The organism is Pseudoalteromonas shioyasakiensis, assembly GCF_001550135.1.
Classification (GTDB): Bacteria; Pseudomonadota; Gammaproteobacteria; order Enterobacterales; family Alteromonadaceae; genus Pseudoalteromonas; species Pseudoalteromonas shioyasakiensis.
The window spans coordinates 13474-39819 of sequence record NZ_LRUE01000021.1 but is presented as its reverse complement, the minus strand read 5'-3'; the positions used below and the strand labels follow the sequence as shown (position 1 = coordinate 39819).

The following is a 26346-nucleotide window of genomic DNA, read 5'->3' as shown; positions in this document are numbered from 1 at the left end:
AGCCAATGGCAGGTTTTGATAAAGTAGTTACAAGTTACAGCGAAGCGATGGCTGGTCTTGAAGATGGCATGACAGTGATAGCCGGTGGTTTTGGCTTATGCGGTATTCCTGAAGGACTTATTGCGCAAATTAAACGTCAAGGCACCCGTGATTTAACCGTGGTATCGAATAACTGTGGTGTTGATGGTTTTGGTTTAGGAGTGCTACTTGAAGACAAGCAAATCAGCAAGATGGTTGCCTCTTACGTTGGTGAAAACGCGCTATTTGAGCAGCAACTATTAAATGGTGAACTTGAAGTTGAGCTCACACCGCAAGGCACTTTAGCTGAAAAAATGCGTGCTGGTGGTGCGGGTATTCCTGCATTTTATACCGCAACGGGTGTCGGTACACCGGTGGCTGACGGTAAAGAAACCCGCAATATTAATGGTCGCGATTATTTATTAGAGCCAAGCATTACTGGCGACTTTGCGATAGTTAAAGCGTGGAAAGCAGATCGCTACGGTAACTGTATTTATCGTCATACGGCGATGAACTTTAATCCGATGGCAGCAACCGCAGGCAAAATTACGGTTCTTGAAGTTGAAAAAATTGTTGAGCCAGGGGAGCTAGAGCCAAGCCAAATTCACACGCCGGGTATCTATATTGACCGAGTGATTAAAGGTGAATTTGAAAAACGCATCGAGAAAGTTACCACTAAGCAAGAGAATCAATAAGGAGCACGCTGATGGCATTATCACGAGAACAAATCGCTAAACGCGTGGCGATGGAACTACAGGATGGTTACTACGTTAACCTAGGCATAGGTATTCCAACCTTGGTCGCTAATTATGTCCCTGATGGCATCGAAGTGATGCTGCAATCAGAAAATGGTTTACTCGGTATGGGGCCATACCCAAGTGCAGACCAAGTTGATGCCGATATGATCAACGCAGGTAAAGAAACGGTCACCGCTGCAACGGGGGCGGCTATATTTAGCTCCGCAGAAAGCTTTGCCATGATCCGCGGCGGCCACGTTGATTTAACCGTGCTGGGCGCGTTTGAAGTAGATCAAAACGGCAACATAGCCAGTTGGATGATCCCGAAAAAGTTGGTTAAAGGGATGGGCGGTGCGATGGATTTAGTGGCTGGTGCTAAAAACATTATTTGTACTATGACCCATGCCAACAAGCATGGTGAATCAAAACTGCTGACCGAATGTAGTTTGCCGTTAACGGGCGTTGGTTGTATCAATAAAGTGATCACCGATTTGGCACTTTTAGAAATTAAAGACGGTGCATTTCATTTATTAGAGCGTGCTCCAGGTGTCTCGGTTGATGAGATTATTGCTAAGACACAGGGCAAACTTATTGTCTCTGGTGACGTTCCTGAGATGACTTTTAGCTAGTTTTGCGACTTTTAAGCAGCTAATTTGCCTAGATTTTATACTAACCCCCAGTAATGTGCTTTTTGTTCATGAGTTTTATGAACAAAAAGCCATTTATCACCATCAATGCAACTTACCCCCTAAACATTTCGTTAATCTATCGTTAACACTATGCTCCAAACCAGATCGCCATTTGCAGTAGGCCGATCAACGACAACAAATAATTATAATCTGGTGTGGAGTAATTCATGAAAGCAAGTAACACACAGCTCGCTTTAGCCGTTGCAGCGGCGTTAGCAAGTACATCAGCATTCGCACAAAGCGACACTGAACAACTACAGCAACAACTCGATGCACTTCAAAAAGAAGTGGATTCATTAAAAACATCTAGCGGCTTCAACCTAGAATTTGGTGGCCGCGTGCAACTTGATTACAACTATTTCGACGGTGCTTACAATGCCGACAATGATGGCGCTGGAGGCAGCGACTTCTTCCCGCGTCGTATCCGTACTTATGTTGAAAGTGAACATGGTAACTGGGATCACAAATTACTACTCGAATTTTCTGAAGGCACGGCTGAAATCGTGTTAGCGCGTGTACGTTATGCATTCGACAACGGCTTAAAAGTAAAAGCCGGTAAAATTCGTGAAGACATGTCGCTCAATGCGCTAACCAGTTCTAAACACATTAATACCATTGAGCGTAGCACCCTTGCTAACACCTTCTCGCCTTTCTTCCGCTGGGGTATCTCGGCTTATCAATACTTTAAAGATTCAGGCTTGCGTTACGCCGTGGGTGTTTACAAAAACGATGCATTTGGTGCCTCAGGCCATGACGAAGATGACAAACTGACATTGGCTGTAACAGGTCGCTTAACTTGGTCTAGTGCAGCGCCGGGTGATGTGATTCATTTAGGTGCTTGGCACTCTTATCGTGATATGGGCGACAATGATTTAAGCGCTCGTTTTGCCCGTGGTGAAGTGCGTGAAACCAATGTTCGCTTAGTGGATTACGCAGTCGGTGGTGAAACCGCAGCGCTAAATAGCATGTCACAAAGCGGTCTTGAATTTGCCTACCAAGCAAATGCATTCACTCTAGAGGCTGAATATGCCAGCCGCTACCTCGATACGGTAGATAGTAGTAACGAACTTGATGGTGAGCGTTTTGATGGCTTTCATGTCTCGGCAAGTTACTTCTTAGGCGGTGAGCAGCGCCGTTACAAAGCAGGCTCTGCATTATTTGTACAACCAAAAGGGATTAAAGATGCATGGGAGCTGGTTGCACGTGTGTCACAAATGAATGCTAGCAGCAAACAGCAAGGTACCGACGTAACCACTTATACATTAGGCACATCATATTACCTAAGCAGCGATATCAAATTTATGGGCAACCTGATTTACAGCGATGTTGATGGTGCCGGTGCTTCTACGCTGGTAGGTGATGAAGATTCAGGTATGGGCATCAGTGCTCGTATGCAGTACTTATTTTAGGAGTCGTGCATTATGACTATGTTTAAATCATTAAAAAGATCTGTTTTAGCAGCTTCATTATTAGTAGCCAGCCCACTGGCATTAGCAAACTTACACTTTTTGGTACCGGGTGGCCCAGGCGGCGGTTGGGATACCACAGCACGTGGTGTCGGTGAAGCAATGGTAAAAGCGGGCATTGAAGATAATGCATCGTTTCAGAATATGTCGGGCGGCGGCGGTGGCCGTGCAATTGCTTACTTGATTGAGTCGGGCACTAAAAAAGGCGATATGTTGATGGTTAACTCAACGCCTATCGTACTGCGCGCATTATCAGGCAAAATTCCTTACAGCTATCGCGATTTAACACCAGTTGCCAGCATGATTGCTGATTATGGTGCATTTGTGGTGCGTAATGACTCGCCATTTAAAACATGGCAAGACGTTATTGATGCAATGAAAAAAGACCCAGGCTCTGTAAAAGTAGCAGGTGGTTCTGCGCGCGGCAGCATGGATCACTTAGTGGCTGCACAAGCAGTTAAAGCGGCGGGTCTTGATGGTCGTCGATTACGTTACATTCCTTACGATGCCGGTGGTAAAGCGAAAGCAGGTTTATTGTCGGGCGAGGTCAACTTACTTTCAACAGGCTTAAGTGAAGCTCTCGAAGTCGCTAATGGTGGCCAGGCACGTATTTTAGCGGTGACTTCTGCAGATAAATTGCCAGATTACCCAGCAATTCCAACCTTAAAGTCGCTAGGTTACGACATGGAGTTCGTAAACTGGCGCGGCTTTTTTGCAACCCCAGATTTACCAGCAGACAAACTAGCCGAGTACACAGAAAAGCTACGTAAGTTGCAACAAACCCCTGAATGGGAAGCGGTTCGTGCCCGTAATGGTTGGCTAAATCTATTTCAAGAAAAAGAAGCGTTTATTAAATCGCTTGAGCAGCAAGAAGCGCAATTACGCGTTGTAATGAAAGAACTTGGTTTTATCCGAGGCTAAGGTTAGACGATGTTAAACCGTGAACTAATTGGACCAAGTTTATTCTTGGTCCTCTTTACCCTCTACGCCCTTGTGGCTTGGCAAATTCCACTTATGCCATTTGAAGAGTACGAAAGCGTTACTTCTGCAACCTTACCAAAAGTGTATGCGGTATTCGGTATCGTGGTGTGTGTACTATCGATTGGTGCCAACTTATTAAAGCAAGCACCTGCAGAAAAAGCAGAGCTACTCAGTAAGGGCAACTTACTACGTACCTTTGCACTGTTGGTGTTGATGGTTGCTTATAGCGCCATGCTTGAACCGTTCGGCTTTTTAATTGCCACCAGTGCATTTTTAATTACGGGCTTTTTTATCATGGGCGAACGCCGTAAGGCAGTGTTGTTGTTTGCTTCTGTGCCTGTGGCCGTGGTTTTTTGGTTTTTAATGACACAAGTACTGGGCATTTACTTAGTACCTGGCAATCTGTGGAGTTAAGTTATGCTTGATGGAATTATGTTAGGTTTGTCGACCGTACTCGACTGGAACAACTTGTTATATGTGATCGTAGGCTGCTTTGTTGGCACGTTCATAGGTATGCTACCGGGTCTTGGTCCAATTACTGCAATTGCGTTGATGATCCCGATCACTTACAGCATCGGTGCTGATTCGGGCATGATTTTAATGGCCGGTGTTTACTACGGGGCTATATTCGGTGGCTCTACTTCTTCTATTTTGATTAATGCGCCGGGTGTGGCGGGGACGGTAGCATCATCGTTTGATGGTTATCCGCTAGCAAAACAAGGTAAGGCAGGTAAAGCCCTTGCGATTGCAGCTTATTCATCCTTTATAGGTGGGACCATTGGCGCCATTTTATTGATGGTGGCTGCGCCATTATTAGCGAAAGTGTCATTAAGTTTCCAATCGCCTGATTATGTTGTACTGATGTTTTTAGGCTTAACGGCGATTGCTGCGTTCTCTAATAAAGGGCAATTTTTAAAAGCCATGATGATGACGGTATTTGGTTTAATGCTGGCAACGGTAGGTATTGATCCCTCTTCAGGTACCGAGCGCTTTACTTTTGGCCAAGCTGATTTATTAGATGGTATTAGCTTTTTATTAGTAGCAATGGCAACGTTTGCGTTGGCTGAGGCACTGATTAATGTGGCGCGCCCAGAAGCTGAGCCAGATAAAAAAATTGACGATCCTGATACGCCAAAAATTGGTTCAACAAAACTGACTAAAGAAGAAGTCAAAGATATGGCTCCTGTGGTTGGCCGCTCATCTTTACTTGGCTTTATAGTCGGTGTTTTACCGGGCGCAGGGGCAACCATTGCCAGCTTTATGGCCTACGCTACTGAGCGTAACCTTGCTCCAAAAGCGCTGAAAGATAAATTTGGTAAGGGTTCGATGCGTGGCTTAGCGGCACCTGAGTCGGCTAATAATGCAGCTTGTACTGGCTCATTTGTACCACTACTGACTTTAGGTATTCCAGGCTCTGGTACAACAGCTATTATGCTAGGTGCATTAATTGCCTACGGTATTCAGCCGGGCCCTATGTTAATGCAAGAAAACCCAAGCGTGTTTTGGGCTGTCATTGTCAGTATGTACTTTGGCAATATTGTACTGCTGATTTTGAATCTGCCGTTGATCCCATATTTCGCTAAAGTGTTGGCAATGCCTAAATCTGTGCTGACCGTGATGATTTTATTCTTCAGCTTAATTGGTGTGTATTTAGTGTCATTTAACACCTTTGATTTATTTATGATGGTGGGCTTTGCGCTGGTGGCCTTGGTGCTTCGCTTGTTAGCTTTCCCTATGGCGCCTTTATTACTTGGCTTTATCCTCGGTGATATGATTGAGCGAAACTTCCGCCGTGCCATGATGATTTCAGATGGTTCACTAAGCTTTTTATGGGACCGCCCATTAACACTAAGTATTTTTGTGATTTCGATCTTAGTGTTGTTGTTCCCACTGAAAGACTATATTGTCCAACGTCGTAAAGAAAAAGCAGCTACGCAAGCAGAGCAACATGCGTAGAACAAGGCACTGATATGAGATACACCAATAAGCTAAATCCATTTCAGCATGTGGTTAAAAAACCCAAGCGCTTAGAAACGCGACTCATTATTTGGGTTACCGGTCTATGTGTTTTACAGGCTGTATTGTTTGGCGCATTGGTGTATCAGATCACCGCAGAAAGCTTACATAACCACATGGGTGATAAAGCGCTTGCGCTCGCAACCAGTATTGCCTCACGGGATGACGTGCAAAATGCATTGCAAACCAAGCAAGGGCTTGATGAGTTAAATACGCAAATAGAGCATATTCGTGAACTCACCGCAGCCAGCTTTATCGTGATTGGCGATAAGAATACCCGTCGCATTGTTCACCCAGACCCCGACAAGCTCGGTAAGCCGATGGTGGGTGGTGATAGTAAAGCGGCGCTGCGTGGTGAGCGGTATGTGTCGATTGCTAAAGGGAGTTTGGGCGAATCTATCCGTGGCAAAGTCCCTGTGCTCTCAGAGCGAGGCGAAGTCATCGGCTTGGTATCGGTTGGCTTTTTAGTGCAATCAATTGAACCGCTTATTCGTGCTCGCAGTGCAGAAATCATGCTTTGGGGTTTGTTGTTAGTCGGTTTAAGTATTTTGGCCGCGGTGTATATTGGTCAACGGGTTCGTAATGCTATTTTTGGGTTACAGCCTGACGAAATAGCACGGTTGTTCTCTGAGCAAGATGCTATTTTGAATACTGTTCGTAGCGGCATTATCGCCCTCGATCCTGAAGGTAATGTACGTAACTTAAATCAACGTGCCTGCGAAATCCTCGGTAAACCGACCAGCTGTATTCATCAGCCACTTAAGCTTGCAGATTTGCTTCCTGAACATAGCGAGTTTTTAATGCATAACCAACAGCGTCCGATTGTTGGTTTTGAATTGTTTGCCGCCGATAAACGCATTGTGTTGTCGCGATATGCATTGCAAGTGCAAGGTCAGGCTGATGGCATTTTGCTGAGTATGCGCCCTGCGGATGAACTTGAATATTTATCGCAGCAATTAACCAAAGTGCAGGCCTTTGCTGAGTTATTACGAGTGCAAACGCATGATTACTCGAACAAGCTAAACTTAATTGGTGCGTTAATTCAGATGGGGCAAACGGATCAGGCGATTGAGCTAATTGGTCAAGAAAGTAAAGGCTCGCAAGCGCAGATCCATCATTTGCTCGAAAGGATCCAAGATCCGGTACTAGCAGGTTTATTGGTTGGTAAATACCATAAAGCCCGTGAATTAAACGTGATACTTGAGCTTAATCCAGATAGCTTATTAGGATCGATCACCCGTAAAGATATGCTTGAACGGGTTGTCTCGATACTTGGCAATTTGATTGATAACGCAATTGAAGCTGCTATTCGAGCTAGCGATACACGTACCCCTAAAGTTCGTGTTACGGTTGATGAAACCAGTAAAACATTATTGTTTGATGTTGAAGACAGCGGCTTTGGTTTAGGCGATGACAAGGATGTGATATTCACACCACAATACAGTTCTAAGTCAGGGGCAGAGCATGGTATTGGCCTTTATTTAGTTAAAACCAACTTAGATTCGTGTCGTGGTAGTTTAGAAATAGGTGAGTCTGATCTGATGGGAGCACGTTTAAGTGTCTACATTCCAAAATAATAAAAAATGATCAGCCTATAAATAAAAGGTAAAGAACATGACTTACTCAGTTGTCATTGTTGAAGACGAAGTAGAAGTAGCCCAATTATTGGCGCAATACTTATTACTTCCTCATGGCGTTGCTGGCCAACAAGGGGCGCGGCAAACACTGCGTCAGGGGCAATATCAGGTTGTGGGTATTGCAGGCAATCTTGCCACTGCGAAAGCGCTATTATCGGCGATTAATGCCGATTTAATTTTGCTCGATATTCATTTGCCCGATGGCAATGGTCTTGATTTACTTAATGAATTACGCCGCGAAGAAATGAAAAGCGAAGTAATGCTATTAACCGCAGCAAAAGAAGTAGAAACACTGGAAAAAGCCATGCAACTTGGTGCCTGTGACTTCTTAGTAAAACCATTAATGCTAAATCGTTTAGATCAAGCGTTGGCGCGATTCGAAGCAAGGCAACAATGTTTGTCAGATGCCGATGAAGTAACCCAATCTATGGTCGATACTTTATTTGGATCGCAAGAACAGTTAAAAGCCCCAGTCAGGTTGCCAAAAGGGGTGGATCAGCTTACTTTACAAAAGATCTTAAAAGCTTTTAAAGCGAATATTGGCACGGCTTTTACTGCTCAGCAAATGGGTGATTTAGTCGGCGTAAGCCGCTCAACAGCCCGTCGTTACCTAGAATACTTGCTTGAAGCTGAGCAAGTCAGTGCTGATCAGAGCTATGGAAGTATCGGGCGACCTGAGCGCTGTTATAAAATGACAAGTAGCTAATCGCATCATTTAATAGCCAAATCAGTGCTAAATTAGCGATTTTAGTAGCATAAACTCATTGTTCGGCACGTTAAAAAGTGCCGCTTATCCTGAGCATAGAAAAATTTTATAAAATTGATTGCATTTTAAGCGACTTCGATGGTGATGTTCGCTTTAAGTAATGCTATACTCCCGCCGAATAATTTTTCGACTTTATTAAGAGTAAAATAATGGCAGATTTATCGAAGTACAGAAATATTGGTATTTTCGCCCACGTTGACGCGGGTAAAACTACCACCACTGAGCGTATCCTTAAGCTTACGGGTAAAATTCATAAGACTGGTGAGGTACACGACGGTGAGTCTACTACTGACTTCATGGAACAAGAAGCTGAGCGCGGTATTACAATCCAATCAGCAGCTGTAACTTGTGAGTGGAAAGGCCACCGCTTAAACGTTATCGATACTCCGGGACACGTTGACTTTACAGTAGAAGTATACCGTTCACTTAAAGTACTAGACGGTGGTATCGGTGTATTCTGTGGTTCTGGTGGTGTTGAGCCGCAGTCAGAAACTAACTGGCGTTATGCGAACGAATCAGAAGTTGCACGTGTAATCTTCGTAAACAAATTAGACCGTATGGGTGCTGATTTTTACCGCGTTGTAGGTCAAGTTGAGAAAGTACTAGGTGCTAACCCACTAGTTATGACTTTACCAATCGGTATCGAAGACCAATTCACTGGTGTTGTAGACGTACTTGAGAAAAAAGCATACGTTTGGGACGAGACTGGTCTTCCTGAAAACTACGAAGTACAAGACGTTCCAGCTGACATGGTAGACAAAGTTGACGAATACCATGAGATGCTTGTTGAGTCTGCTGTTGAGCAAGACGAAGACCTAATGATGGCTTACATGGAAGGTGAAGAGCCTTCACTAGAAGACATCAAACGTTGTATCCGTAAAGGTACTCGTGATCTTGCGTTCTTCCCAACATACTGTGGTTCTGCATTCAAAAACAAAGGTATGCAGTTAGTATTAGACGCGGTTGTAGATTACCTACCTTCGCCTACAGAAGTTGACCCACAACCTCTAACTGATCCTGAAACAGGTGAGCCTACTGGTGAAGTAGCAACTGTTTCTGCAGATGAGCCACTTAAAGCGTTAGCGTTCAAAATCATGGACGACCGTTTCGGTGCACTTACGTTCATCCGTATCTACGCTGGTCGCATGAAGAAAGGTGACACAATCCTTAACTCAGCAACTGGTAAAACAGAGCGTATCGGCCGTATGGTTGAGATGCAAGCTGACGAGCGTAACGAACTTACTGAAGCACAAGCGGGTGACATCATCGCTGTTGTTGGTATGAAGAACGTTCAAACTGGTCACACTCTTTGTGATCCTAAGCATGAATGTACACTTGAAGCGATGATCTTCCCTGATCCAGTAATCTCAATCGCTGTTGCTCCTAAAGACAAAGGCGGTAACGAGAAGATGGGTATCGCGATCGGTAAAATGGTTGCAGAAGATCCTTCATTCCAAGTTGAAACTGACGAAGATTCAGGCGAAACCATCCTTAAAGGTATGGGTGAGCTTCACTTAGATATCAAAGTAGATATCCTTAAGCGTACTTACGGCGTAGACCTAGTTGTTGGTCAACCTCAGGTTGCTTACCGTGAAACTATCACGAAAGAAATCGAAGATAGCTACACGCATAAGAAACAATCTGGTGGTTCTGGTCAATTCGGTAAGATCGATTACCGCATCAAGCCAGGCGAGCAAAACTCAGGTTTCACGTTCTCTTCATCAGTTGTTGGTGGTAACGTACCTAAAGAATTCTGGCCTGCAGTTGAGAAAGGCTTCGCATCAATGATGCAAGAAGGTGTTCTAGCTGGCTTCCCAGTATTAGACGTTGAAGTTGAACTTTTCGACGGTGCTTTCCACGCAGTTGACTCATCAGCAATCGCGTTCGAAATCGCTGCTAAAGGCGCTTTCCGTCAGTCTATCCCTAAAGCGGGTGCACAACTTCTTGAGCCAATCATGAAAGTTGATGTATTCACTCCGGAAGACAACGTAGGTGACGTAATCGGTGACCTTAACCGTCGTCGTGGTATGATCAAAGACCAAGAAGCTGGCGCAATGGGCGTTCGCATCAAGGGTGATGTACCACTTTCTGAAATGTTCGGTTACATCGGCCACTTACGTACTATCACTTCTGGTCGTGGTCAGTTCTCTATGGAGTTCTCACACTACGCACCATGTCCTGCAAACGTTGCTGAAACAGTAATCGCTGCAGAAAAAGAGAAAAAAGCTGCTAAGTAATTAGCCTCTTAACTTCTTTTAAAAAAACCCGCACATGCTGCGGGTTTTTTATTACCTAAAAATCGTAAATATATTGTCGTAATTTTTTCGATTACAAAGTAATCATTTCTTTCCTTTGTATGTTAATTAACCATTCAGCTTTGAGTTATTAATGTACCGGTACAGGTATCGCACTTTTAAAGTATTTTCTAAATAGCTAATACGATTTAAGTGCTGCTGCTCTTAAATTGTACGATTTTAATACAAATTTCATTTTCAAGAAATATATAAGGTTATTAGTAAGTTGTAAGCTAATTACTTTGTTCTAGTAAAAAAGTGCTTTTTTGTACCTTGTGTACCTTTTTTAGTCTATGTAAAATGGCGCCCGAATGATTTTTTAATCATTTTGTATTAAACGTCTGCTTATTAAATATTACAACTATAGAAATATACTCATGAAAACGATTAAGTTAAGTCCTAATTGGACTCTACAGGGAAGCAAGATAGCACTGGCTATTCTTGTTGCATTAAGCGTTACTTTGCTAGGAGCATCAATTTTGATGCTATTGTTGCCTGTTCTGCTATTTATTACTCTATTAAATTTTTTAGAATTGCGCTTCTTACACTGTTACAAGGCGGGGATTTGTTATTCGCGAGGATTAGGTAAGCGTTACATCAACGCTGAAGATATTGTCACTGTTGAATTTAACCCAATGGCATTCATCACAGTATTTAAAATTACCTTAGCGAATGGTAAAACACACCAGTTTATGAACTGGCAGATTGATGAGCAGCAACAGATTGACATTGCTAAGCTCTATAAGTCAAAAGCAGGTTGTGCCATAAAGCCTAATCTGCAATGTAAAGCCTAATACTAGCAAGCCTCAATAATGCTAAATTAAGTGAACTGAAATAAAAAGGCCGCGAAATGCGGCCTTATTTATATATAGCGTCGTTTATTTTTTCATACGACGACGAAGTGCAAACGGTAAAGCAAGTAAGCTTAACCAAGCAAATGAACCAGAATCATCATCTTTTGACTCTTCTTCTGTTTCTTCTTCAACTTCTTCAGCTACATCTTCTACTTCATCATCAGCTTCATCGTTTGTGATGTTGATGTATAGCAGTTGTGCTTCTGATAGATTACCAGCGCTATCTTCTGCACGGATCATCAGCGTAAGCTTGTCTTCTTCTTCGAAGTCTAGCTCTTTAGCCACTGTGATTTCACCTGCAGCACTGATTGCAATTGCATCAGCATGCTCACCTTCAATGCTAAAGCTTACTACTGGGGTGTAATCAGCATCACCATCAGAGAAAACTAGTTGGCCAATCACAGCGCCAATTTCACTATTTTCTACGATTTCGAATGATTGACTCGCTTCGATTACTGGTGCCTGCTCTGCAGGAATAGGCTCTGCAGATTGAATATCAACAATTACTGGGTCGTGATCAGATGCGCGGTATGCATTGTCAGCGTATAGGCTAGCTTGTTGTGTCGATGACTTATACTCAAGGTTGTAGTCTAGGCTAATTGGCTCATCGGCATTGATATGCCAATCCGTAGCAGCAACAACTTTAGCTAGCATAGATTCAGAGACTAGTGCGTGGTCAAGGCTACCAATGCGGCCAGAGAAGCTATAAGAGTAACCTAATGTGTCGCCATCTAGTTCAGCAACCGCACTCTTCAGACCTTTATCTGCAAATGCACGAATAGGATCTTCCATCGCATAAGAGTTCATATCACCGACTAGGATGATATCTTCATCTTCAACTTCAGTTGGGTAAGTTGCTAACCAATCAGCATATGCATTTGCACCCGCAACACGGATTTCATTCCAACATGCTTGACCATCGCCTAAGTCAGCATTATTACCTTCAGCGCTACCACAGCCGCCTTTAGATTTTAGGTGGGCAACGGCAACAGTGAAGATTTCTTCGCTTTCAAGAGATTGGAAGCTTTGTGCAATTGGCGGGCGATTACTGTAATCGAAAGGTTCTACTGTAGTATGAGCAGCCTTACCAACTTCAGATACTTTATTTGAGCGATAAATCAGTGCTGTAGTGATTGCATCAGTACCAATTTGGTCAACACCGAAATCAACAAATGCGTAGGTATTTTCTGCATCTTCATCATTAAGTGCAGATACTAGGCTAGCAATAGCGCTATTTTCACCGAAACCGTCATTTTCGATTTCCATTAAGCCAATAACATCAGCGTTAATAGCTGTAATTGCACTAACTAATTTAGCTTCTTGGCGAATCAGCTCTTCTTCGCTATCTGCACCACGGCTAGTAGGGAAGCCTGCGCCTTGGCCATCACCATTGAAATAGTTTAAGACGTTGAAGCTTGCTACACGTAGGTCTGCATCTTCGTTAAGCTCTGGTGCATCTGTACGAGGGTTAGTCGCAGTGAACTCAGGTTGTACTGTAGGGTGAATACGGTAACGGTTGAAGCTGTAACCCATTACACCAGTAATCGTATTAACAGTATCGCCTAAACGTAACGTGTTATAGGCATCAAGGCCGGTACCTGGGTAGGCAATAGGATCAAGGTTTTGCTTTGTTGAACCATCGTCGATTAAGATTTGTTTTTTTAGGTTTTCAGCTTCAACAGCATTTGCTGCATCACCTGGTAGCGCAACTTGAGTACCTTGGTATAAACGCTCAGTACCTAAGTCAACTTCACCATAGCGACCAAGACCGTAGTTGTTATTAACGACTAAAGGTTGATCTATAGTTACTAACATACCTTCGTAAGCTTCAAGGTCTGCCACGTCAGTAACTGGTAAAGAAATAGCGGTTGCGTCAGTAGATAAACCTGTCGCACAGATCTCAACTTGGCTAACATCGCCTAGTTGTGTTGCGCTGTAGTATTCAGCCACGCTACCTTTAACGCGCACATGGTCACCAACAGCAACGTCGGTATCTGCGAAATAAACGAATACACCTTCAGAAGTAAGTGCATTTTCATCAATATCAGCAGCAAGTGAGCTAATGAAGAAGCCTTTTAGTTGATCATCACCTTGGAAGTCAGCTGTAACAACACCTTCAACTTCTACTTCAGTGTCGATAAGCGGGCTGTCGCCGCCTTCACCTTGAATTGCGCTGATTAAGGTTTTTTCTGCACCACACTCAAGAGGAGTAACTGGCTCTGGTTCAGGCGTTGGCTCTGTGCTCTCACCATATTGACCTATATTGCTGAAATCGTCTTGGTCGAATTGCTCCCACTCATCGTTTGGGTTAAACGCTGAGGTTGCATCAGTACGGCCTGAAGTGATTGAAGCTTTACGGCGAAGTGTTTTATTTTGTGTTGAAACGCCGCCTTCATCCCATGCTGAACCTGGATCTACGCCCAGTTGACCAAAGCTATCAACAATTGCACCATCTTTAGTTAGCACTAATGCGTCATCACCGTTGAAATAAGTGATTGTTGATTCAGTGTCCGCGTTGGCTTTTAACTCATCTGCAGAGCCTGCATTAACAATAACGTAAGTTGCGTTTGCTGCAAGAGTACCGGTTAAAGCTAAGCTGTTATTCGGGTCTGCTAGATCGCCGTTACCATTTGAGTATAAAGAGATGGTGTAACCGTCAAGCGATAGCTCAGCACCAGAAGTGTTGTAAAGCTCTACCGCTTTATTGTTAGAGCTTCCTTCAACGTATTCAGAGATGATTAGGTTGGCAGAAGCAGGTGCGCTCAGGCTTGCAATCACAAGCGCGAGCGGCGTTAATTTTGTATTTATCATTATTTTTCCCGTGTATGTATTATAAAAGTCCCAATATGGGACACAGTACTTTAAGAAAAATCTATGACAAATTAAATACAAAATGTTAATAAAATAGGAATAATTACCAATTTTTAGAACATTTACTTTAGATTAGTTATTTTTTAACCAAATAGCTGCTTGTTTTGCAAAATAAGTCAGGATGCCATCGGCGCCAGCACGTTTAAATGCTAGTAATGATTCCATGATTATTGCTTCTTCTGCAAGCCAGCCGTTATCAATGGCTGCTTTATGCATGGCATATTCACCACTTACTTGGTAAGCAAAAGTGGGTACACCAAACTCATCTTTTACGCGGCGTACTACATCTAAATAAGGCATACCTGGTTTTACCATCACCATGTCTGCACCTTCTTGCAGATCGAGGGCTACTTCACGAATTGCTTCATCAGAGTTCGCAGGGTCCATTTGATAGGTCTTTTTGTCGGCACCTTTTAAGTTGCCTGCAGAACCTACCGCATCACGGAATGGGCCATAATAGCTAGAGGCGTATTTAGCAGAGTAAGCCATGATACGAGTGTGGATATGGCCTTCGGCTTCGAGTGCTTCACGAATTGCACCAATACGTCCATCCATCATGTCTGATGGTGCAACTACATCCGCACCCGCTTCGGCATGCGATAGCGCTTGTTTAACTAAGATTTCAGTTGTTACATCGTTAATCACATAACCGTCTTCATCGATAATGCCGTCTTGACCATGAACGGTGAACGGGTCAAGTGCAACATCTGTGATCACACCTAATGTAGGAAAAGCTTCTTTAAGCGCACGAACAGTGCGTTGTGCTAATGCATCTGGGTTATAGGCTTCTTCAGCAAGTAGAGATTTTTTATCGCTCGGTGTTACCGGGAAAATAGCCACTGCAGGAACACCTAATTCAACAAGCTCTTTTGCTTCTTCAAGTAGTAAGTCGATAGAAAGACGCTCAATGCCAGGCATAGACTCAATAGCTTCGCGGCGGTTTTTACCTTCTAACACAAATACAGGAAAAATAAGGTCATTAACAGTTAGTTGGTTTTCAGCCATTAGGCGACGAGAGAAGTCATCACGACGCATGCGGCGCATACGTGTATAAGGGAAAAGGTCGAGTCCTGATTGGGCCATGCTTTGTATACTCCTAGTCTGGTAGAGGATAACTCACTACGCGATTTCGACCTGTTTGCTTGGCATGATATAAGGCTTTGTCGGCATAGTCAGTGAATAAACTTGGGTTATTAATGTCTTCAGCAATTGCGCTGTAAACACCTGCACTCAAAGTAAATTTAATCGTTGTTCCGGCAACTATTATATCAGTATTTTGGGCTGCTTTGCGTATTTGTTCGGCAATTTCTAATGCACCTGTCAGTGGCGTATTAGGCAACAGCACGACAAATTCTTCGCCTCCGTAGCGCGCCACTTCATCAAGAGGTCGTTTCAGGTGCTGTTTAATGACATCGGCAGCTGATTGAATGGTTTGATCACCGGTTAAATGACCGTAGGTGTCATTAATTACTTTGAAATGGTCAATATCTAACATGATGATGGCTAAAGGTGTTTGTTCACGTCGCGAGCGACGAATATCCATTAGTAGCTTTTTATCGAAGTAACGGCGGTTCTTGGTTTTTGTCAGCGCGTCTTCCATATTGAGTTGTTCAAGCTCTCGGTTTTTCTCTTCAAGCTCGCGTAATGTCACTTGTAACTCAAAGGTACGCTCCTCGATATTCGCTTCAAGGTCTTGGCGAGCTTGTTCTTGCAGTTCAAGGCGCTCGCGCATTAAAGTATCTTTAGCTTTGCTCTCAGCTAAGGCATTTTGTTGTGCTGCAACTTCAGCATCGCGCTGCATCAAAAACAGTTTTATAACTGCATAGCTTAAACTTAAGCTACAAACCAAAAAGCAAATAAAGGTAAGTGACAGCACTCCGATATTTAAATTAAACGGGTTAAATACCCCAAGTGCGCTGTAAATAATGGCGCAGAAGAAAGCGAATAGGGCGATTAGAAAAGCGCTACAAGGCTGTTTATACTCACGGTTAAACTGCTTTAGAGCAATACTTGCAAAGATGATAAGCACCACAGGTAAACTTAATAAGCAAAGTGTAATTGCAATATGAATTGGTAAGAGCCACATTATTACGGTGACAAGCACTACGACCCACGCTAGCCAATACTGAAAGCGATTTAAGCGAGATTTGGTAAAGCCGAATATATAGCCTTGCAAGGGCACAAATAACGCACCACAAATGAAAAATAGGCTCGGTATGGTGAGTTGTTGAAACGATGAACCGCTCGGTTGTAAGTAACGATAACCATAGCCATAAAGGTAGGCTAGCGACAACCAAAGTAAGGTAAGTAATAACCCAGTGTAGGCGAAATAGCGGCGTCTAGAAAAGCCATAAAGTACTAAATTAGTGAGTGCGAGCGATAAAATAAAACCGACTAATAAGCCGTACAATAAATTGAACTTACTTTTATGTTTTAGGTATTCAGAGGGGCTCCAAAGGCTTAGAGGTACTCTTAGGCCACCGTTGTTTTTAATTTTTAGGTAGATTTCGGAATGACTGGCTTTTGGAATAGTTAATGAGGCTAGCAGCGATTCATTTTTAATTTGCCGATTGGCTAAAGGAACGGCGTCACCTATTTTTGTGTTAAATAACACATGCCCACCTTGCAGGTGAAAGACGCTCACTTCATCGAGTAAAGGGTTATCTATCGATAATATCAGCGGTACATCATCTAATGAGGTGTTTTTTATCGATAGCTTGAGCCACAGAGGCTTTAAAGTCATGCCTAGATTTAAGGTTTCACCTCGGTTTTTCAGCCATTTTACATTAGCATTGCTAAATGCTTGTTGTTGAGTAATAGGATCAAGGGTGTACTCAACATTTAGCGTATGTTGAGACTTAAATTGTGAGCTAACAATAAGTGGGTTAGCCAATAAATAAGGAGTAAATAAAAAAACGAAGAGTACGCCACAAAGTGACCATAGGCGCTTCATCTTAACCCTTTATGGAAAATAATTGCTGAAAGTTTAGTGTAGTTTGTTTTGCCACTTCAGTAAATTCACAGCCTTTTAAATCAGCAATTTGCTGACACACATAAGGAAGGTTCTGAGGTTCATTGCGACGAGACTTCGGTCTTGGTCTAATATTTCTTGGCATTAAAAAAGGCGCATCAGTCTCGATTAACAAGCGTTCTAAAGGGATTGATGGCACTAAGGCTTGTAATTGCTCACCGCGGCGTTCATCGCAGACCCAACCCGTAACACCGATATAAAGCCCCATTGCTAGGTAACTTTGGAGCGCTTTTTCATCCCCCGTAAAACAGTGCAATACGCCTCGTACTTTGAAGTCACTTAAAATTGCGAGCATATCTTCACTAGCATCTCGCTCATGCAAGTAAACTGGCATATTCAGCTGCTCAGCAAGCTGCAGTTGGCGTCTAAAAACGCTACGCTGAACGTCCCGAGGAGAAAAGTCACGATTGTAATCGAGGCCACATTCACCAATAGCAACTACTTCATGGTTTTGGCTAAGCGTTGTTAAGTGTTCTTCAAGGTGTTCGTCGGCGGTTTTTGCATCATGAGGGTGAATTCCTGCAGTGCAAAATTGCTTAAATTGTTTGGCGAGGTTAAGAGAGGCTTGGCTACTTTGCAGATCGCAGCCAATAAGAAGCAGCTGCGTTACATTTGCCTCAGCGGCACGTTGTAACACAGCTTCATGAATATCATCAAATTGATGATTGCTTAAGTTGACGCCAGCATCAACCAGCGAAATGCTCATTAGTTAGTGCGCTTAACACGAATCGAACGGTTTTGGCCTTCAACTTTTAAAAGGAAAGAATTGAAAACGCCACGTTCAATAACCACAACATCTTGTTTTTTTAGACGTAAGCTATCAGAGCCAACTTGACGCCATTGTTGACCATTATCAAGTTCGATGATGAGTTCACCGTAAGGGGCTTTTTTCACGCTTTTTACACTGGCGCTAATTTGGTCATCGTTTACTTTAGCAACTTCTTTATGCTCTAAACCAAAGTCTTCATTTTTTGTTCTTACGATTTGTTCGTTTGTAGCTCCTGCTGCGGCAACAGGCGCTGGGGAAGCAGCTGCAGCTGAGCTTGCAACAGGTTGTTCAATTTGTTTTTTTGTCGCAGGCTTTGATAGTGATTTACCTGCCATCACGTTGTCGTAACAAAGTAAGCGGTTAAAATCATTTTCAACAAAAGTACACGCTTGTAGTGCTTGTAAGTTAACTTCGTTTGCTTGTGCAGTGCCAGTAATCGTTAACAGTGCAACTAATGGAATGAGTTGTTTTTTCATTTATTCCTCTGATTCCTGTTGAGGTTTGGCGGTATAAAATGCAGCCAAAATTAAACCTAATTCAAATAATAACAGCATGGGTAATGCTAGTAATGTTTGTGACAGTACATCAGGAGGTGTTAAAAACATGGCAACCACAAATACACCTACCACGATATAAGGTCGTTTTTCTTTTAAACTTTTTGTTGTTGTTGCGCCACTCCAGCATAACAGCATGATTGCAACTGGTATTTCAAAGGCAATACCAAAAGCAAAAAAGAGCTTTAAAGCAAAACTTAAGTAGCTACTAATATCAGGCGCTAATGTCATCATATCAGGGCCAGTGTTAGTGAAAAACCCTAAAATAATGGGTAGCACTACAAAGTAGCAAAATGCGATACCACTATAAAATAGCAAGATGCTAGAGGCCAAAATTGGCATTAGCATACGCTTTTCATGTTGATACAAGCCAGGTGCTATAAAGCTCCAAACTTGGTGCAGTATCATAGGAATAGCAGCAAATAACGCCACAAATAAGGTGAGTTTAAACGGTGCAAAAAAAGGTGCCGTTACATCCGTTGCGATCATGGTGGCAGTGCTAGGCAAGTTTGCAATAAGTGGTGCTGCAACAAAGCTATATATATCGTTGGCAAAGTACACCAAGGCGATAAATATTAGCAAAATGCTTAACAAAGCTTTCATGAGTCGATTTCGTAACTCAATTAAGTGGCCAACAAAGCCTGTGTGAGCTTGCTCGGTCATAGTTTACTATTCATCATCATTGTTATTGACCACAAAAGCAGAGATTAAATTCACTTTTTTTCGTCATTATTGTTACTTTCTGCTTTTTCAGGCGTGTCTTTTTTGTAACTGTGGGTGACTGACTGAGCAGCCTTTTGAAGTTCGTTTACAGAGTCTTGCAGATCTGGAGATAGTTCTTGCAAGTTTTGTTGCTCTGCTTTTTTTAAGTTTTCGTGAAGCTCATGGATACGGAGTTCTTCGTTCACTTCTGCTTTCACTGAGTTGGCGACTGACTTTAAGGTTTTTACCCAGCGGCTAACCGTGCGAATTGCCACAGGCAAGCGCTCTGGGCCTAATACAATTAGACCCACGATCAGTACGACAACAAGTTCCCACATCCCCATGTTGATTAAGCCTTATGGTCGTCTTTGCTTTTCTCTACGGTTTCTTTGTTTTGCGTGTTAGAAGCTTGTTCTATTTGCTCGCTTTTAGCGCTAGCTTGGTCATCATCAGATACGGCTTTTTTAAAGCCTTTTACTGCGCTACCTAAATCACCGCCGATGCCACGAAGTTTTTTTGTGCCAAATAACAATACGATGATTGCCAAAATAATGATTAATTGCCAAATACTGATACCACCAAAACCCATGGGTTACTCCGTTTTTTCAAATTTATCGAATAGACTTGTCTCGATTATACTCACCAAAACATAAATAGCACTTAGTTTATGCGCTACGCCATGCTGCAATAAAGCCTGCTACAGCAAAGCCTGCGGTAATTGCACTGGCAACTAAGTCATGCTGTAAATAACACAAGCCTGAAACAATCAAACAGCTACCAGCAAAGATGCTAAGTAACAAAGGTTTAGCAGATTGCGGTGCTGGCAATTGTACAGGTTGTTGTTGACGCTTTAAGTTTTGATAAATTAAATCAGGTAATTCAGGCATTTTTTCTGCCCAAAATGGCAAGTTCGCATACATTTTTTTCATTACTGCAAGCGGACCAACTTGTTCTTTGACCCAATCTTCTAGAAAAGGTTTAGCGGTTTTCCATAAATCAAGCTGCGGATACAGTTGCCTGCCAAGGCCTTCAACATACAACAGCGTCTTTTGCAGTAACACTAATTGCGGTTGAACTTGCATATTAAAGCGACGAGCCGTATTAAACAGGTTGACTAACACATGGCCAAACGAGATTTCGGCCAGTGGTTTATTGAAAATTGGCTCACACACAGTACGAATGGCAAACTCAAACTCTTCAATGCTGGTATCGGCGGGTACCCAGCCAGAATCAACGTGTAGTTGTGCTACTTGGCGGTAATCACGGTTAAAAAAGGCAATAAAGTTTTCTGCTAAATAGCGCTTATCTTCACGATTAAGGGTGCCTACAATACCGCAATCAATACCGATATATTTTGGGTTATGAGGGTTTTCGCGAGAAACGAAAATATTACCCGGGTGCATATCAGCGTGGAAGAAACTATCACGGAATACTTGTGTGAAAAATACTTCAACACCGCGCTCAGCTAGCAGCTGCATATTGGTATTTTGTGCCAGCAATGCTTCGGTATCAGATACTGGAATACCGTAAATGCGCTCCATTACTAATACGTTACTGCGGCTGTAGTCGCTGTAAACAAAAGGAATGTAGAGCGAATCTGAGTCTTCAAAGTTACGGCGTAGCTGAATCGCATTCGCCCCTTCACGCATTAAGTCGAGCTCATCGAGCAAGGTTTTTTTGTACTCGTTTACTACCTCAATAGGGCGTAAACGTTTGGCTTCTTTTAATAGCTTAGCAACTAAGCGTGCGACTTTTTGCATTAGCATTAAGTCGGCATCAATTTGCTCTTTAATGTTAGGGCGAATGACTTTAATCACCACATCTTGTGGCGCGCCATGCTCATCAATTAAGGTTGCCGTGTGAACTTGTGCAATCGAGGCTGATGCTAAAGGTGTTTGCGAAAAATCACTAAACAATTCACTAATATCATTAATACCCAGCGCTTTTTCAATAAGCTGCTGGGCAAGTTCACCTTCAAAAGGTTCAACCTGATCTTGTAGTAGTGCAAGCTCTAATGCGACATCATGAGGGAGTAAATCACGGCGTGTTGAAAGCATTTGGCCAAACTTGATCCATACAGGGCCAAGCTCTTGCAGAGCAAGTCGTAAGCGCATACCTGCAGGTTTATCTTTATGTTGGTTGCGTAACCAAAATAAGCTGCCACGGGCGAGTTTGGCAAACCAAGGCACTCGTTTACGTGGAATTAATTCGTCTAAGCCATAGCTCAGTAGGGTTTTAGTGATGTAATAAAGACGAGCAGACGACACACAAGTTCCTTAGCGCATTAGCGAGACTGTAACAGCGCGTTAATTCGCATCTCTAATTGAGATACTTGGCTTTTTAATTGGCGGTTTTGCTGTTTAAATTCAGCAAGCTCAAGAGGGTGTATGGTCACTGCTAACTCATCTTGGCAAAGCGTTGTTAAGGTGTTTTCTAACTTACTTTTTGTTTGTGAACCACGACGCTTTAAAGCTTGAATAGAGAGCCACAACTGTTGTGCTGGGGCATCGCCAATGTACCGAGAAAAATGTTCTGGCCAATCAATATCAAGCTCAGCAAAGGCATTGCTAAAGCCTTGCGCAAGATTTAAATCGCCTTGTAAGTCGAGCTTATCTTGGCGAATGAGTTGCGTGAGCATTGATGGATCTTTAAGCGCCAACAAGGTGTCGATATCGGCGCTGATCATGCAATCAAAACTACGCTCTTGCGTACTGTATAAGTGAATTTGCTCGTCGCTGTAAACACACAAAATTGACTGTTGCCAATCACGTATCTCAATCAACAGCTGTTTATCAGCAATTGCTGCAAGCTTACCCTTTAACTGAGGGTCTAACTGCAGCAGTTGATTAATGATTCGTTCGACTAGTGATAACAGAGCGTTTGCTAACATCGCGTTACCTACTTAATTTACAGAATTTTTAGTATTTAAAACCACGGTGAAGGGCAACAATACCGCCAGTAAGGTTTTGATAACTGGTTTGTTCAAAACCAGCATCTTCCATCATGCCTTTTAATGTTTCTTGATCTGGATGCATACGGATTGATTCAGCAAGATATTGATAAGACTCGCCATCATTCGCAACCAGCTCACCCATCTTAGGTAAGATATTAAATGAGTAGAAATCGTAGGCTTTGCTTAATACTTCTTGTTCTGGTTTTGAGAACTCAAGCACGAGTAAACGGCCACCTGGCTTAAGAATACGATACATTGAACGCAGAGCTTTATCTTTATCGGTCACGTTACGAAGACCAAAGGCAATCGTAATTAAGTCGAAGCTGTTATCAGGAAATGGCAATGCTTCTGCATTCATTTGAACATATTCGATATTGCCAACACGACCTAGGTTACGCAGTTTCTCACGGCCAACTTTCAGCATCGAAGAGTTAATATCGCCTAAGATAACCTGACCGGTTTCACCCACTAGCTGACTAAATTTAGCGGTTAAATCACCTGTACCGCCGGCAAGATCTAATACATAGTGACCTTTGCGAACACCTGAACTTGCAATAGTTTGGCGTTTCCATAAACGATGAATACCGAACGACATAAGATCATTCATTACGTCATACTTTGCAGCGACTGAGTGGAATACATCTGCAACCATTGATGCTTTGTCGTTTTCAGCAACGGTTTTATAGCCAAAATGCGTGGTCTTTTCTTGATTCTCGTTCATGATTAATCTCTATCGTGGCAATAAAGACTAGTGTACTTGATTGTAGCTGTGGGGTGCAATTTGATTATAACTAAATCATCAGATTAGCGTGGCTTTTCATGACTTAGCGCAGTTTTAAACTTTATTGGCCGGCAATAAAACTACTTTGCCCTAGCGACTTGGCTTTAGCGGCTGCTAAAGAGGCTTTACGGGCTAAACTGTTAAAGTCGCCATCGCCTTCATGTTTAGCGATGCCTAGGGCTAGGGTGATAGCTGGAAGTTTGGTGCCATTTTTTGAGCTGACAAAGCGCAGCTTTTCTACACCATTTCGTACTTTTTCGGCAATTAAGTTGGCAGTTTCAGGCTCTATATCAGCAAGTAGGATGGTAAATTCATCTTTACTTGTGCGCCCAGGTAAACCGCTTTCTTGTACGTATTTTTGCACTTGCTTGGCGACTTTACTCAAAATAACTTCACCAATGACATCGCCATAGTTTTCAATAAAATGGTTTAAGTTCTCAATGTGAATAGAGATAGCACAAACCGCTTTATTTTGGCCGACCCAGAGCTGGGTTTGTTGATTCAAGTAATGGCGCTTGTATAAGCCGGTTTGTTGGTCGGTAATGTGTTGTTTGCGTAATTGAGTGAGCTGTTTTTGGGTTTTTTCTTGCAGCGATTTGGCTTTTGCTATTTCTTGCTTAAATTGACGGTGTTGATTGAGCAGCACTTCTGATTGCTTACCGAGCATTTTTAATGCGTGACGCGTTTGCTCAATATTGTTTTCATCGATTGAATGCACACAGTCACTAACTTGATCAGCAAAGCGCACAATATTTTGTTCGTTATTGCTAGCATTACGTGAAAGAGTGTTAATAACGGAATCAACGTTGCGAACAATGGCGGTTTTCATTTTATGGCCTTGCTCTATAAAATCGAAATAAAGCTGTTCTACATAGACACAATCGATGGTTTTTCTTTGTGCGATGGCACGGTCAATAGCGGCGTTAAGTTTTGGGTTAGACTGACTGACGTAGGTGTAAACAACTTGGTAGTTAAGTGGTGACGGCGGTAATGCATGATGTTCTAAAAAGATACATACCTTTGTCATTTTTTCTTGAGCAATAGCCATGGGATCATGGAACATCATTTTTCAATACCACTAAATACGCATATCAACCAATTAATCATCTCTTCCGTAAAGTTTATTTGCTTCCAAGCATAAATACCGAGTCTACAGTAATCTGTAATCAGTCTATTTAAAAGCAAAATCGCTAATTTTGGAACTTAAATTTGTTTCGTTTGTGTCTATTAGCTGATTTTCTCAACAACTTTAACAAGTGTAATTAAAAATTGCTTAAACCTTGCTCATTCTTATTTACACAACGCTGTTAATTTGAGCGTATTTAACCTGAGCTTGGTCGCATTTGCTTGGGTTTTAGCCAGTGCTGCGCTACTTTAGCGATACTGATTAAAACTAAAAAGAATGCTATGAAACAAACACTGTCGCGAACTTTAAACCGCTCTGTTATTGCGGTTGCTTTAGCTTGTACTTTAAGCGCTTGCCAAGTCACAAATATTGATGCTGATCAGCAATTTACTCAAGTAGCCGAAAATATTGTTAATTACCGCCAAAGCATCAGCCCATATGGTAAAGAAAATGGCGTTGATGGTTATTTATTAGAAAATCTATCGGCTGAATTTTTAGAACAAAAATACAAGAAGAATACTGAGCTACTTGCCGAGCTAGACGCTATCGACCGTGATAAGTTATCGGAAGAAAACCGCATTAACCTGACTATTTTGCGTGGCCAAGTGCAAAATAGTGTCGATGAATATGTGTTTAATGCGCATTATATGCCGCTGACATCTGAGTATGGCTTCCATTCTAGCCTATCATTTATGATATCAAGCTCAGATTACACAAAACCACAAGATTACCAGCTATATCTTGCTAAATTACAACAAATTCCCCGCTATTTTTCGCAAAATATCGGCTGGATGCGTAAAGGTCTTGAAGTGGGTTTAACTCAACCAAAGGCTGTTTTAGAGGGCTATCAAGACTCAATCACGGCTTATATTGTTGATGATGCGACACAGTCTGAATTTTACAAACCATTTTTAAATAACACGGCAGGTTTAAGTGATAGCGAGTTTGCAGCGCTACAAAAGCAAGCGCAAACCATTATCAAAGAACAAGTTATTCCGGCATATCAAGGTTACTTAACTTTCTTTAACAATGAGTATCAACCGGGTGCACGTACAGATATTGGTATTTCAAGTACGCCGAATGGCAAAGCGTTTTACGAAAATCGCGCTAAGTACTACACCACCACAGATATGACGCCAAAAGAAATCCATGAGCTAGGTTTACAAGAAGTGGCGCGTATTCGCGCAGAAATGGAAAAAATTATTGAGAAAGTAGGCTTTGAAGGCTCGTTTGCTGATTTTGTGCACTTTTTACGTACTGATCCGCAATTTTACGCAAAAACACCAAAAGATTTACTAAAAGAAGCGTCTTACATCGCCAAGAAAATGGATGCGCAGTTACCTAAGTTATTCCACACCTTGCCAAGAATGCCGTACGGTGTTGCACCGGTGCCAGAGAGTATTGCCCCCAAATATACAACCGGCCGTTACTCAGGTTCTCGCCGTGATGATCAAGCGGGTTATTACTGGGTTAATACCTATGCGTTAGATAAGCGCCCGTTGTATGTTCTTGAAGCATTAACTTTACACGAAGCTGTACCAGGGCATCATTTACAAATCTCGCTAAATGCTGAACTTGAGTCATTACCAAGCTATCGCCGTAATGCATATTTGTCGGCATTTGGTGAAGGTTGGGGCTTATATTCGGAGTTTTTAGGTATCGAAGCGGGCTTTTATCAAGACCCATACAGTGATTTTGGTCGTTTAACCTATGAAATGTGGCGTGCAGCACGTTTAGTGGTTGATACAGGTATGCATATGTATGGCTGGAGCCGCGAACGCGCAATGAAATTTATGAGCGAAAACACCGCGCTATCATTACATAACGTGAAGACCGAAACTGACCGTTATATTTCATGGCCTGCACAAGCGTTGTCATACAAAATTGGTGAGCTAACAATTAAACGTTTACGCCACGAAGCTGAGCAAGCACTTGGTCAAGATTTCGATATTCGCGAATTCCACCATCAAATATTACGTCATGGCTCAGTGCCAATGTCAGTGCTTGAAGAGCAAATTCAACTTTATATTAAAACTGAATTAGCCAAACGAGCAGCATAGCGGCATAAAAGAAACGAAAAGGCGTGACTTACATCACGCCT

23 protein-coding genes are annotated in these 26346 nt (G+C 42.5%); 11 read left to right on the top strand and 12 right to left on the bottom strand.

The annotated features are described in order from the left end of the window. Positions 1 to 5 precede the first annotated feature (5 nt). The 10 genes from PASHI_RS15910 (at position 6) to PASHI_RS15865 (ending at position 11398) form a co-directional block, all read left to right on the top strand. Positions 6 to 713: a CoA transferase subunit A gene (locus PASHI_RS15910; RefSeq protein WP_062566306.1), complete on the top strand. Its 708-nt coding sequence runs from the start codon at positions 6 to 8 to the stop codon at positions 711 to 713. Between the two features lie 11 nt (positions 714 to 724). Beyond that, positions 725 to 1384, top strand: coding sequence for a 3-oxoacid CoA-transferase subunit B (locus PASHI_RS15905; RefSeq protein ID WP_054562936.1), 660 nt, complete (start codon positions 725 to 727; stop codon positions 1382 to 1384). Positions 1385 to 1611: 227 nt separating this feature from the next. Further along, entirely contained in the window at positions 1612 to 2853 is a 1242-nt protein-coding gene (locus PASHI_RS15900; RefSeq protein ID WP_054552329.1) for an OprO/OprP family phosphate-selective porin, read from the top strand. A 12-nt stretch (positions 2854 to 2865) separates the two neighbouring features. Next, positions 2866 to 3831 carry a Bug family tripartite tricarboxylate transporter substrate binding protein gene (locus PASHI_RS15895; RefSeq protein WP_370316435.1) on the top strand — a complete coding sequence of 322 codons (966 nt, stop codon included), beginning with the start codon at positions 2866 to 2868 and terminating at the stop codon, positions 3829 to 3831. Positions 3832 to 3840: 9 nt separating this feature from the next. After that, on the top strand, positions 3841 to 4305 hold the full coding sequence (locus PASHI_RS15890) for a tripartite tricarboxylate transporter TctB family protein (RefSeq protein WP_054562934.1): 465 nt from the start codon (positions 3841 to 3843) through the stop codon (positions 4303 to 4305). Positions 4306 to 4308: 3 nt separating this feature from the next. Beyond that, complete coding sequence (locus PASHI_RS15885; RefSeq protein ID WP_054552331.1) at positions 4309 to 5847, top strand: tripartite tricarboxylate transporter permease; 1539 nt, start codon at positions 4309 to 4311, stop codon at positions 5845 to 5847. A gap of 14 nt (positions 5848 to 5861) precedes the next feature. Continuing rightward, a complete protein-coding gene (locus PASHI_RS15880; RefSeq protein WP_062566305.1) occupies positions 5862 to 7484 on the top strand; it encodes an ATP-binding protein in 1623 nt (540 codons plus the stop codon). 37 nt (positions 7485 to 7521) lie between these two features. Then, positions 7522 to 8250, top strand: a complete 729-nt coding sequence (locus tag PASHI_RS15875) for a response regulator (protein WP_054552333.1) — start codon at positions 7522 to 7524, stop codon at positions 8248 to 8250. A 209-nt stretch (positions 8251 to 8459) separates the two neighbouring features. Continuing rightward, the gene (fusA, locus tag PASHI_RS15870; RefSeq protein WP_062566304.1) at positions 8460 to 10547 is read left to right on the top strand and encodes an elongation factor G; all 2088 of its coding nucleotides are present in this window, start codon (positions 8460 to 8462) and stop codon (positions 10545 to 10547) included. Between the two features lie 434 nt (positions 10548 to 10981). After that, positions 10982 to 11398 (top strand): hypothetical protein, encoded by a 417-nt coding sequence (locus PASHI_RS15865; RefSeq protein WP_130167370.1) that lies wholly within the window; start codon positions 10982 to 10984, stop codon positions 11396 to 11398. Positions 11399 to 11482: 84 nt separating this feature from the next. Here the strand turns inward: PASHI_RS15865 and PASHI_RS15860 are convergent, their stop codons facing one another. The 12 genes from PASHI_RS15860 to PASHI_RS15805 form a co-directional block, all read right to left on the bottom strand. Next, positions 11483 to 14269 carry an ExeM/NucH family extracellular endonuclease gene (locus PASHI_RS15860; protein WP_062566303.1) on the bottom strand — a complete coding sequence of 929 codons (2787 nt, stop codon included), beginning with the start codon at positions 14267 to 14269 and terminating at the stop codon, positions 11483 to 11485. Positions 14270 to 14401: 132 nt separating this feature from the next. Beyond that, positions 14402 to 15412 carry a porphobilinogen synthase gene (hemB, locus tag PASHI_RS15855; protein ID WP_062566302.1) on the bottom strand — a complete coding sequence of 337 codons (1011 nt, stop codon included), beginning with the start codon at positions 15410 to 15412 and terminating at the stop codon, positions 14402 to 14404. A gap of 13 nt (positions 15413 to 15425) precedes the next feature. Further along, positions 15426 to 17282, bottom strand: a complete 1857-nt coding sequence (locus PASHI_RS15850) for a sensor domain-containing diguanylate cyclase (RefSeq protein ID WP_082710960.1) — start codon at positions 17280 to 17282, stop codon at positions 15426 to 15428. A gap of 1 nt (position 17283) precedes the next feature. Beyond that, complete coding sequence (locus tag PASHI_RS15845) at positions 17284 to 18066, bottom strand: TatD family hydrolase (protein WP_062566301.1); 783 nt, start codon at positions 18064 to 18066, stop codon at positions 17284 to 17286. Further along, positions 18066 to 18605, bottom strand: a complete 540-nt coding sequence (locus PASHI_RS15840) for a hypothetical protein (protein ID WP_062566300.1) — start codon at positions 18603 to 18605, stop codon at positions 18066 to 18068. The genes PASHI_RS15845 and PASHI_RS15840 overlap by 1 nt, the downstream gene beginning before the upstream one ends. Further along, positions 18606 to 19346, bottom strand: a complete 741-nt coding sequence (gene tatC, locus PASHI_RS15835; protein ID WP_054552341.1) for a twin-arginine translocase subunit TatC — start codon at positions 19344 to 19346, stop codon at positions 18606 to 18608. Positions 19347 to 19396: 50 nt separating this feature from the next. Beyond that, complete coding sequence (gene tatB / locus PASHI_RS15830; RefSeq protein ID WP_054562925.1) at positions 19397 to 19729, bottom strand: Sec-independent protein translocase protein TatB; 333 nt, start codon at positions 19727 to 19729, stop codon at positions 19397 to 19399. A 5-nt stretch (positions 19730 to 19734) separates the two neighbouring features. Then, positions 19735 to 19974, bottom strand: coding sequence for a Sec-independent protein translocase subunit TatA (tatA, locus tag PASHI_RS15825; protein ID WP_054562924.1), 240 nt, complete (start codon positions 19972 to 19974; stop codon positions 19735 to 19737). Positions 19975 to 20050: 76 nt separating this feature from the next. Next, entirely contained in the window at positions 20051 to 21652 is a 1602-nt protein-coding gene (ubiB, locus tag PASHI_RS15820; RefSeq protein WP_055198579.1) for a ubiquinone biosynthesis regulatory protein kinase UbiB, read from the bottom strand. Between the two features lie 17 nt (positions 21653 to 21669). Beyond that, positions 21670 to 22275, bottom strand: coding sequence for a ubiquinone biosynthesis accessory factor UbiJ (locus PASHI_RS15815; RefSeq protein ID WP_058586104.1), 606 nt, complete (start codon positions 22273 to 22275; stop codon positions 21670 to 21672). A gap of 28 nt (positions 22276 to 22303) precedes the next feature. Continuing rightward, positions 22304 to 23059 carry a bifunctional demethylmenaquinone methyltransferase/2-methoxy-6-polyprenyl-1,4-benzoquinol methylase UbiE gene (ubiE, locus tag PASHI_RS15810; RefSeq protein ID WP_062566299.1) on the bottom strand — a complete coding sequence of 252 codons (756 nt, stop codon included), beginning with the start codon at positions 23057 to 23059 and terminating at the stop codon, positions 22304 to 22306. Positions 23060 to 23180: 121 nt separating this feature from the next. Then, on the bottom strand, positions 23181 to 24167 hold the full coding sequence (locus PASHI_RS15805) for a GGDEF domain-containing protein (RefSeq protein WP_062566389.1): 987 nt from the start codon (positions 24165 to 24167) through the stop codon (positions 23181 to 23183). A 359-nt stretch (positions 24168 to 24526) separates the two neighbouring features. On the opposite strand from PASHI_RS15805, the gene PASHI_RS15800 reads away from it, so the two are divergent. Then, the gene (locus PASHI_RS15800) at positions 24527 to 26305 is read left to right on the top strand and encodes a DUF885 domain-containing protein (protein WP_062566298.1); all 1779 of its coding nucleotides are present in this window, start codon (positions 24527 to 24529) and stop codon (positions 26303 to 26305) included. The last annotated feature ends 41 nt before the right edge of the window (positions 26306 to 26346 follow it).

What these genes read in the sequence shown, in the direction of transcription:
- tatC (WP_054552341.1), bottom strand. Translation starts at nt 19,346, where the DNA reads ATGACCGAGCAAGCTCACACAGGCTTTGTTGGCCACTTAATTGAGTTA.
- PASHI_RS15805 (WP_062566389.1), bottom strand. Translation starts at nt 24,167, where the DNA reads ATGGCTATTGCTCAAGAAAAAATGACAAAGGTATGTATCTTTTTAGAA.
- PASHI_RS15905 (WP_054562936.1), top strand. Translation starts at nt 725, where the DNA reads ATGGCATTATCACGAGAACAAATCGCTAAACGCGTGGCGATGGAACTA.
- tatB (WP_054562925.1), bottom strand. Translation starts at nt 19,729, where the DNA reads ATGGGGATGTGGGAACTTGTTGTCGTACTGATCGTGGGTCTAATTGTA.
- PASHI_RS15800 (WP_062566298.1), top strand. Translation starts at nt 24,527, where the DNA reads ATGAAACAAACACTGTCGCGAACTTTAAACCGCTCTGTTATTGCGGTT.
- PASHI_RS15895 (WP_370316435.1), top strand. Translation starts at nt 2,866, where the DNA reads ATGACTATGTTTAAATCATTAAAAAGATCTGTTTTAGCAGCTTCATTA.
- tatA (WP_054562924.1), bottom strand. Translation starts at nt 19,974, where the DNA reads ATGGGTTTTGGTGGTATCAGTATTTGGCAATTAATCATTATTTTGGCA.
- fusA (WP_062566304.1), top strand. Translation starts at nt 8,460, where the DNA reads ATGGCAGATTTATCGAAGTACAGAAATATTGGTATTTTCGCCCACGTT.
- PASHI_RS15875 (WP_054552333.1), top strand. Translation starts at nt 7,522, where the DNA reads ATGACTTACTCAGTTGTCATTGTTGAAGACGAAGTAGAAGTAGCCCAA.
- PASHI_RS15860 (WP_062566303.1), bottom strand. Translation starts at nt 14,269, where the DNA reads ATGATAAATACAAAATTAACGCCGCTCGCGCTTGTGATTGCAAGCCTG.
- ubiE (WP_062566299.1), bottom strand. Translation starts at nt 23,059, where the DNA reads ATGAACGAGAATCAAGAAAAGACCACGCATTTTGGCTATAAAACCGTT.
- PASHI_RS15910 (WP_062566306.1), top strand. Translation starts at nt 6, where the DNA reads ATGGCAGGTTTTGATAAAGTAGTTACAAGTTACAGCGAAGCGATGGCT.
- PASHI_RS15880 (WP_062566305.1), top strand. Translation starts at nt 5,862, where the DNA reads ATGAGATACACCAATAAGCTAAATCCATTTCAGCATGTGGTTAAAAAA.
- PASHI_RS15885 (WP_054552331.1), top strand. Translation starts at nt 4,309, where the DNA reads ATGCTTGATGGAATTATGTTAGGTTTGTCGACCGTACTCGACTGGAAC.
- PASHI_RS15815 (WP_058586104.1), bottom strand. Translation starts at nt 22,275, where the DNA reads ATGTTAGCAAACGCTCTGTTATCACTAGTCGAACGAATCATTAATCAA.
- PASHI_RS15850 (WP_082710960.1), bottom strand. Translation starts at nt 17,282, where the DNA reads ATGAAGCGCCTATGGTCACTTTGTGGCGTACTCTTCGTTTTTTTATTT.
- PASHI_RS15840 (WP_062566300.1), bottom strand. Translation starts at nt 18,605, where the DNA reads ATGAAAAAACAACTCATTCCATTAGTTGCACTGTTAACGATTACTGGC.
- PASHI_RS15845 (WP_062566301.1), bottom strand. Translation starts at nt 18,066, where the DNA reads ATGAGCATTTCGCTGGTTGATGCTGGCGTCAACTTAAGCAATCATCAA.
- PASHI_RS15890 (WP_054562934.1), top strand. Translation starts at nt 3,841, where the DNA reads ATGTTAAACCGTGAACTAATTGGACCAAGTTTATTCTTGGTCCTCTTT.
- PASHI_RS15865 (WP_130167370.1), top strand. Translation starts at nt 10,982, where the DNA reads ATGAAAACGATTAAGTTAAGTCCTAATTGGACTCTACAGGGAAGCAAG.
- PASHI_RS15900 (WP_054552329.1), top strand. Translation starts at nt 1,612, where the DNA reads ATGAAAGCAAGTAACACACAGCTCGCTTTAGCCGTTGCAGCGGCGTTA.
- hemB (WP_062566302.1), bottom strand. Translation starts at nt 15,412, where the DNA reads ATGGCCCAATCAGGACTCGACCTTTTCCCTTATACACGTATGCGCCGC.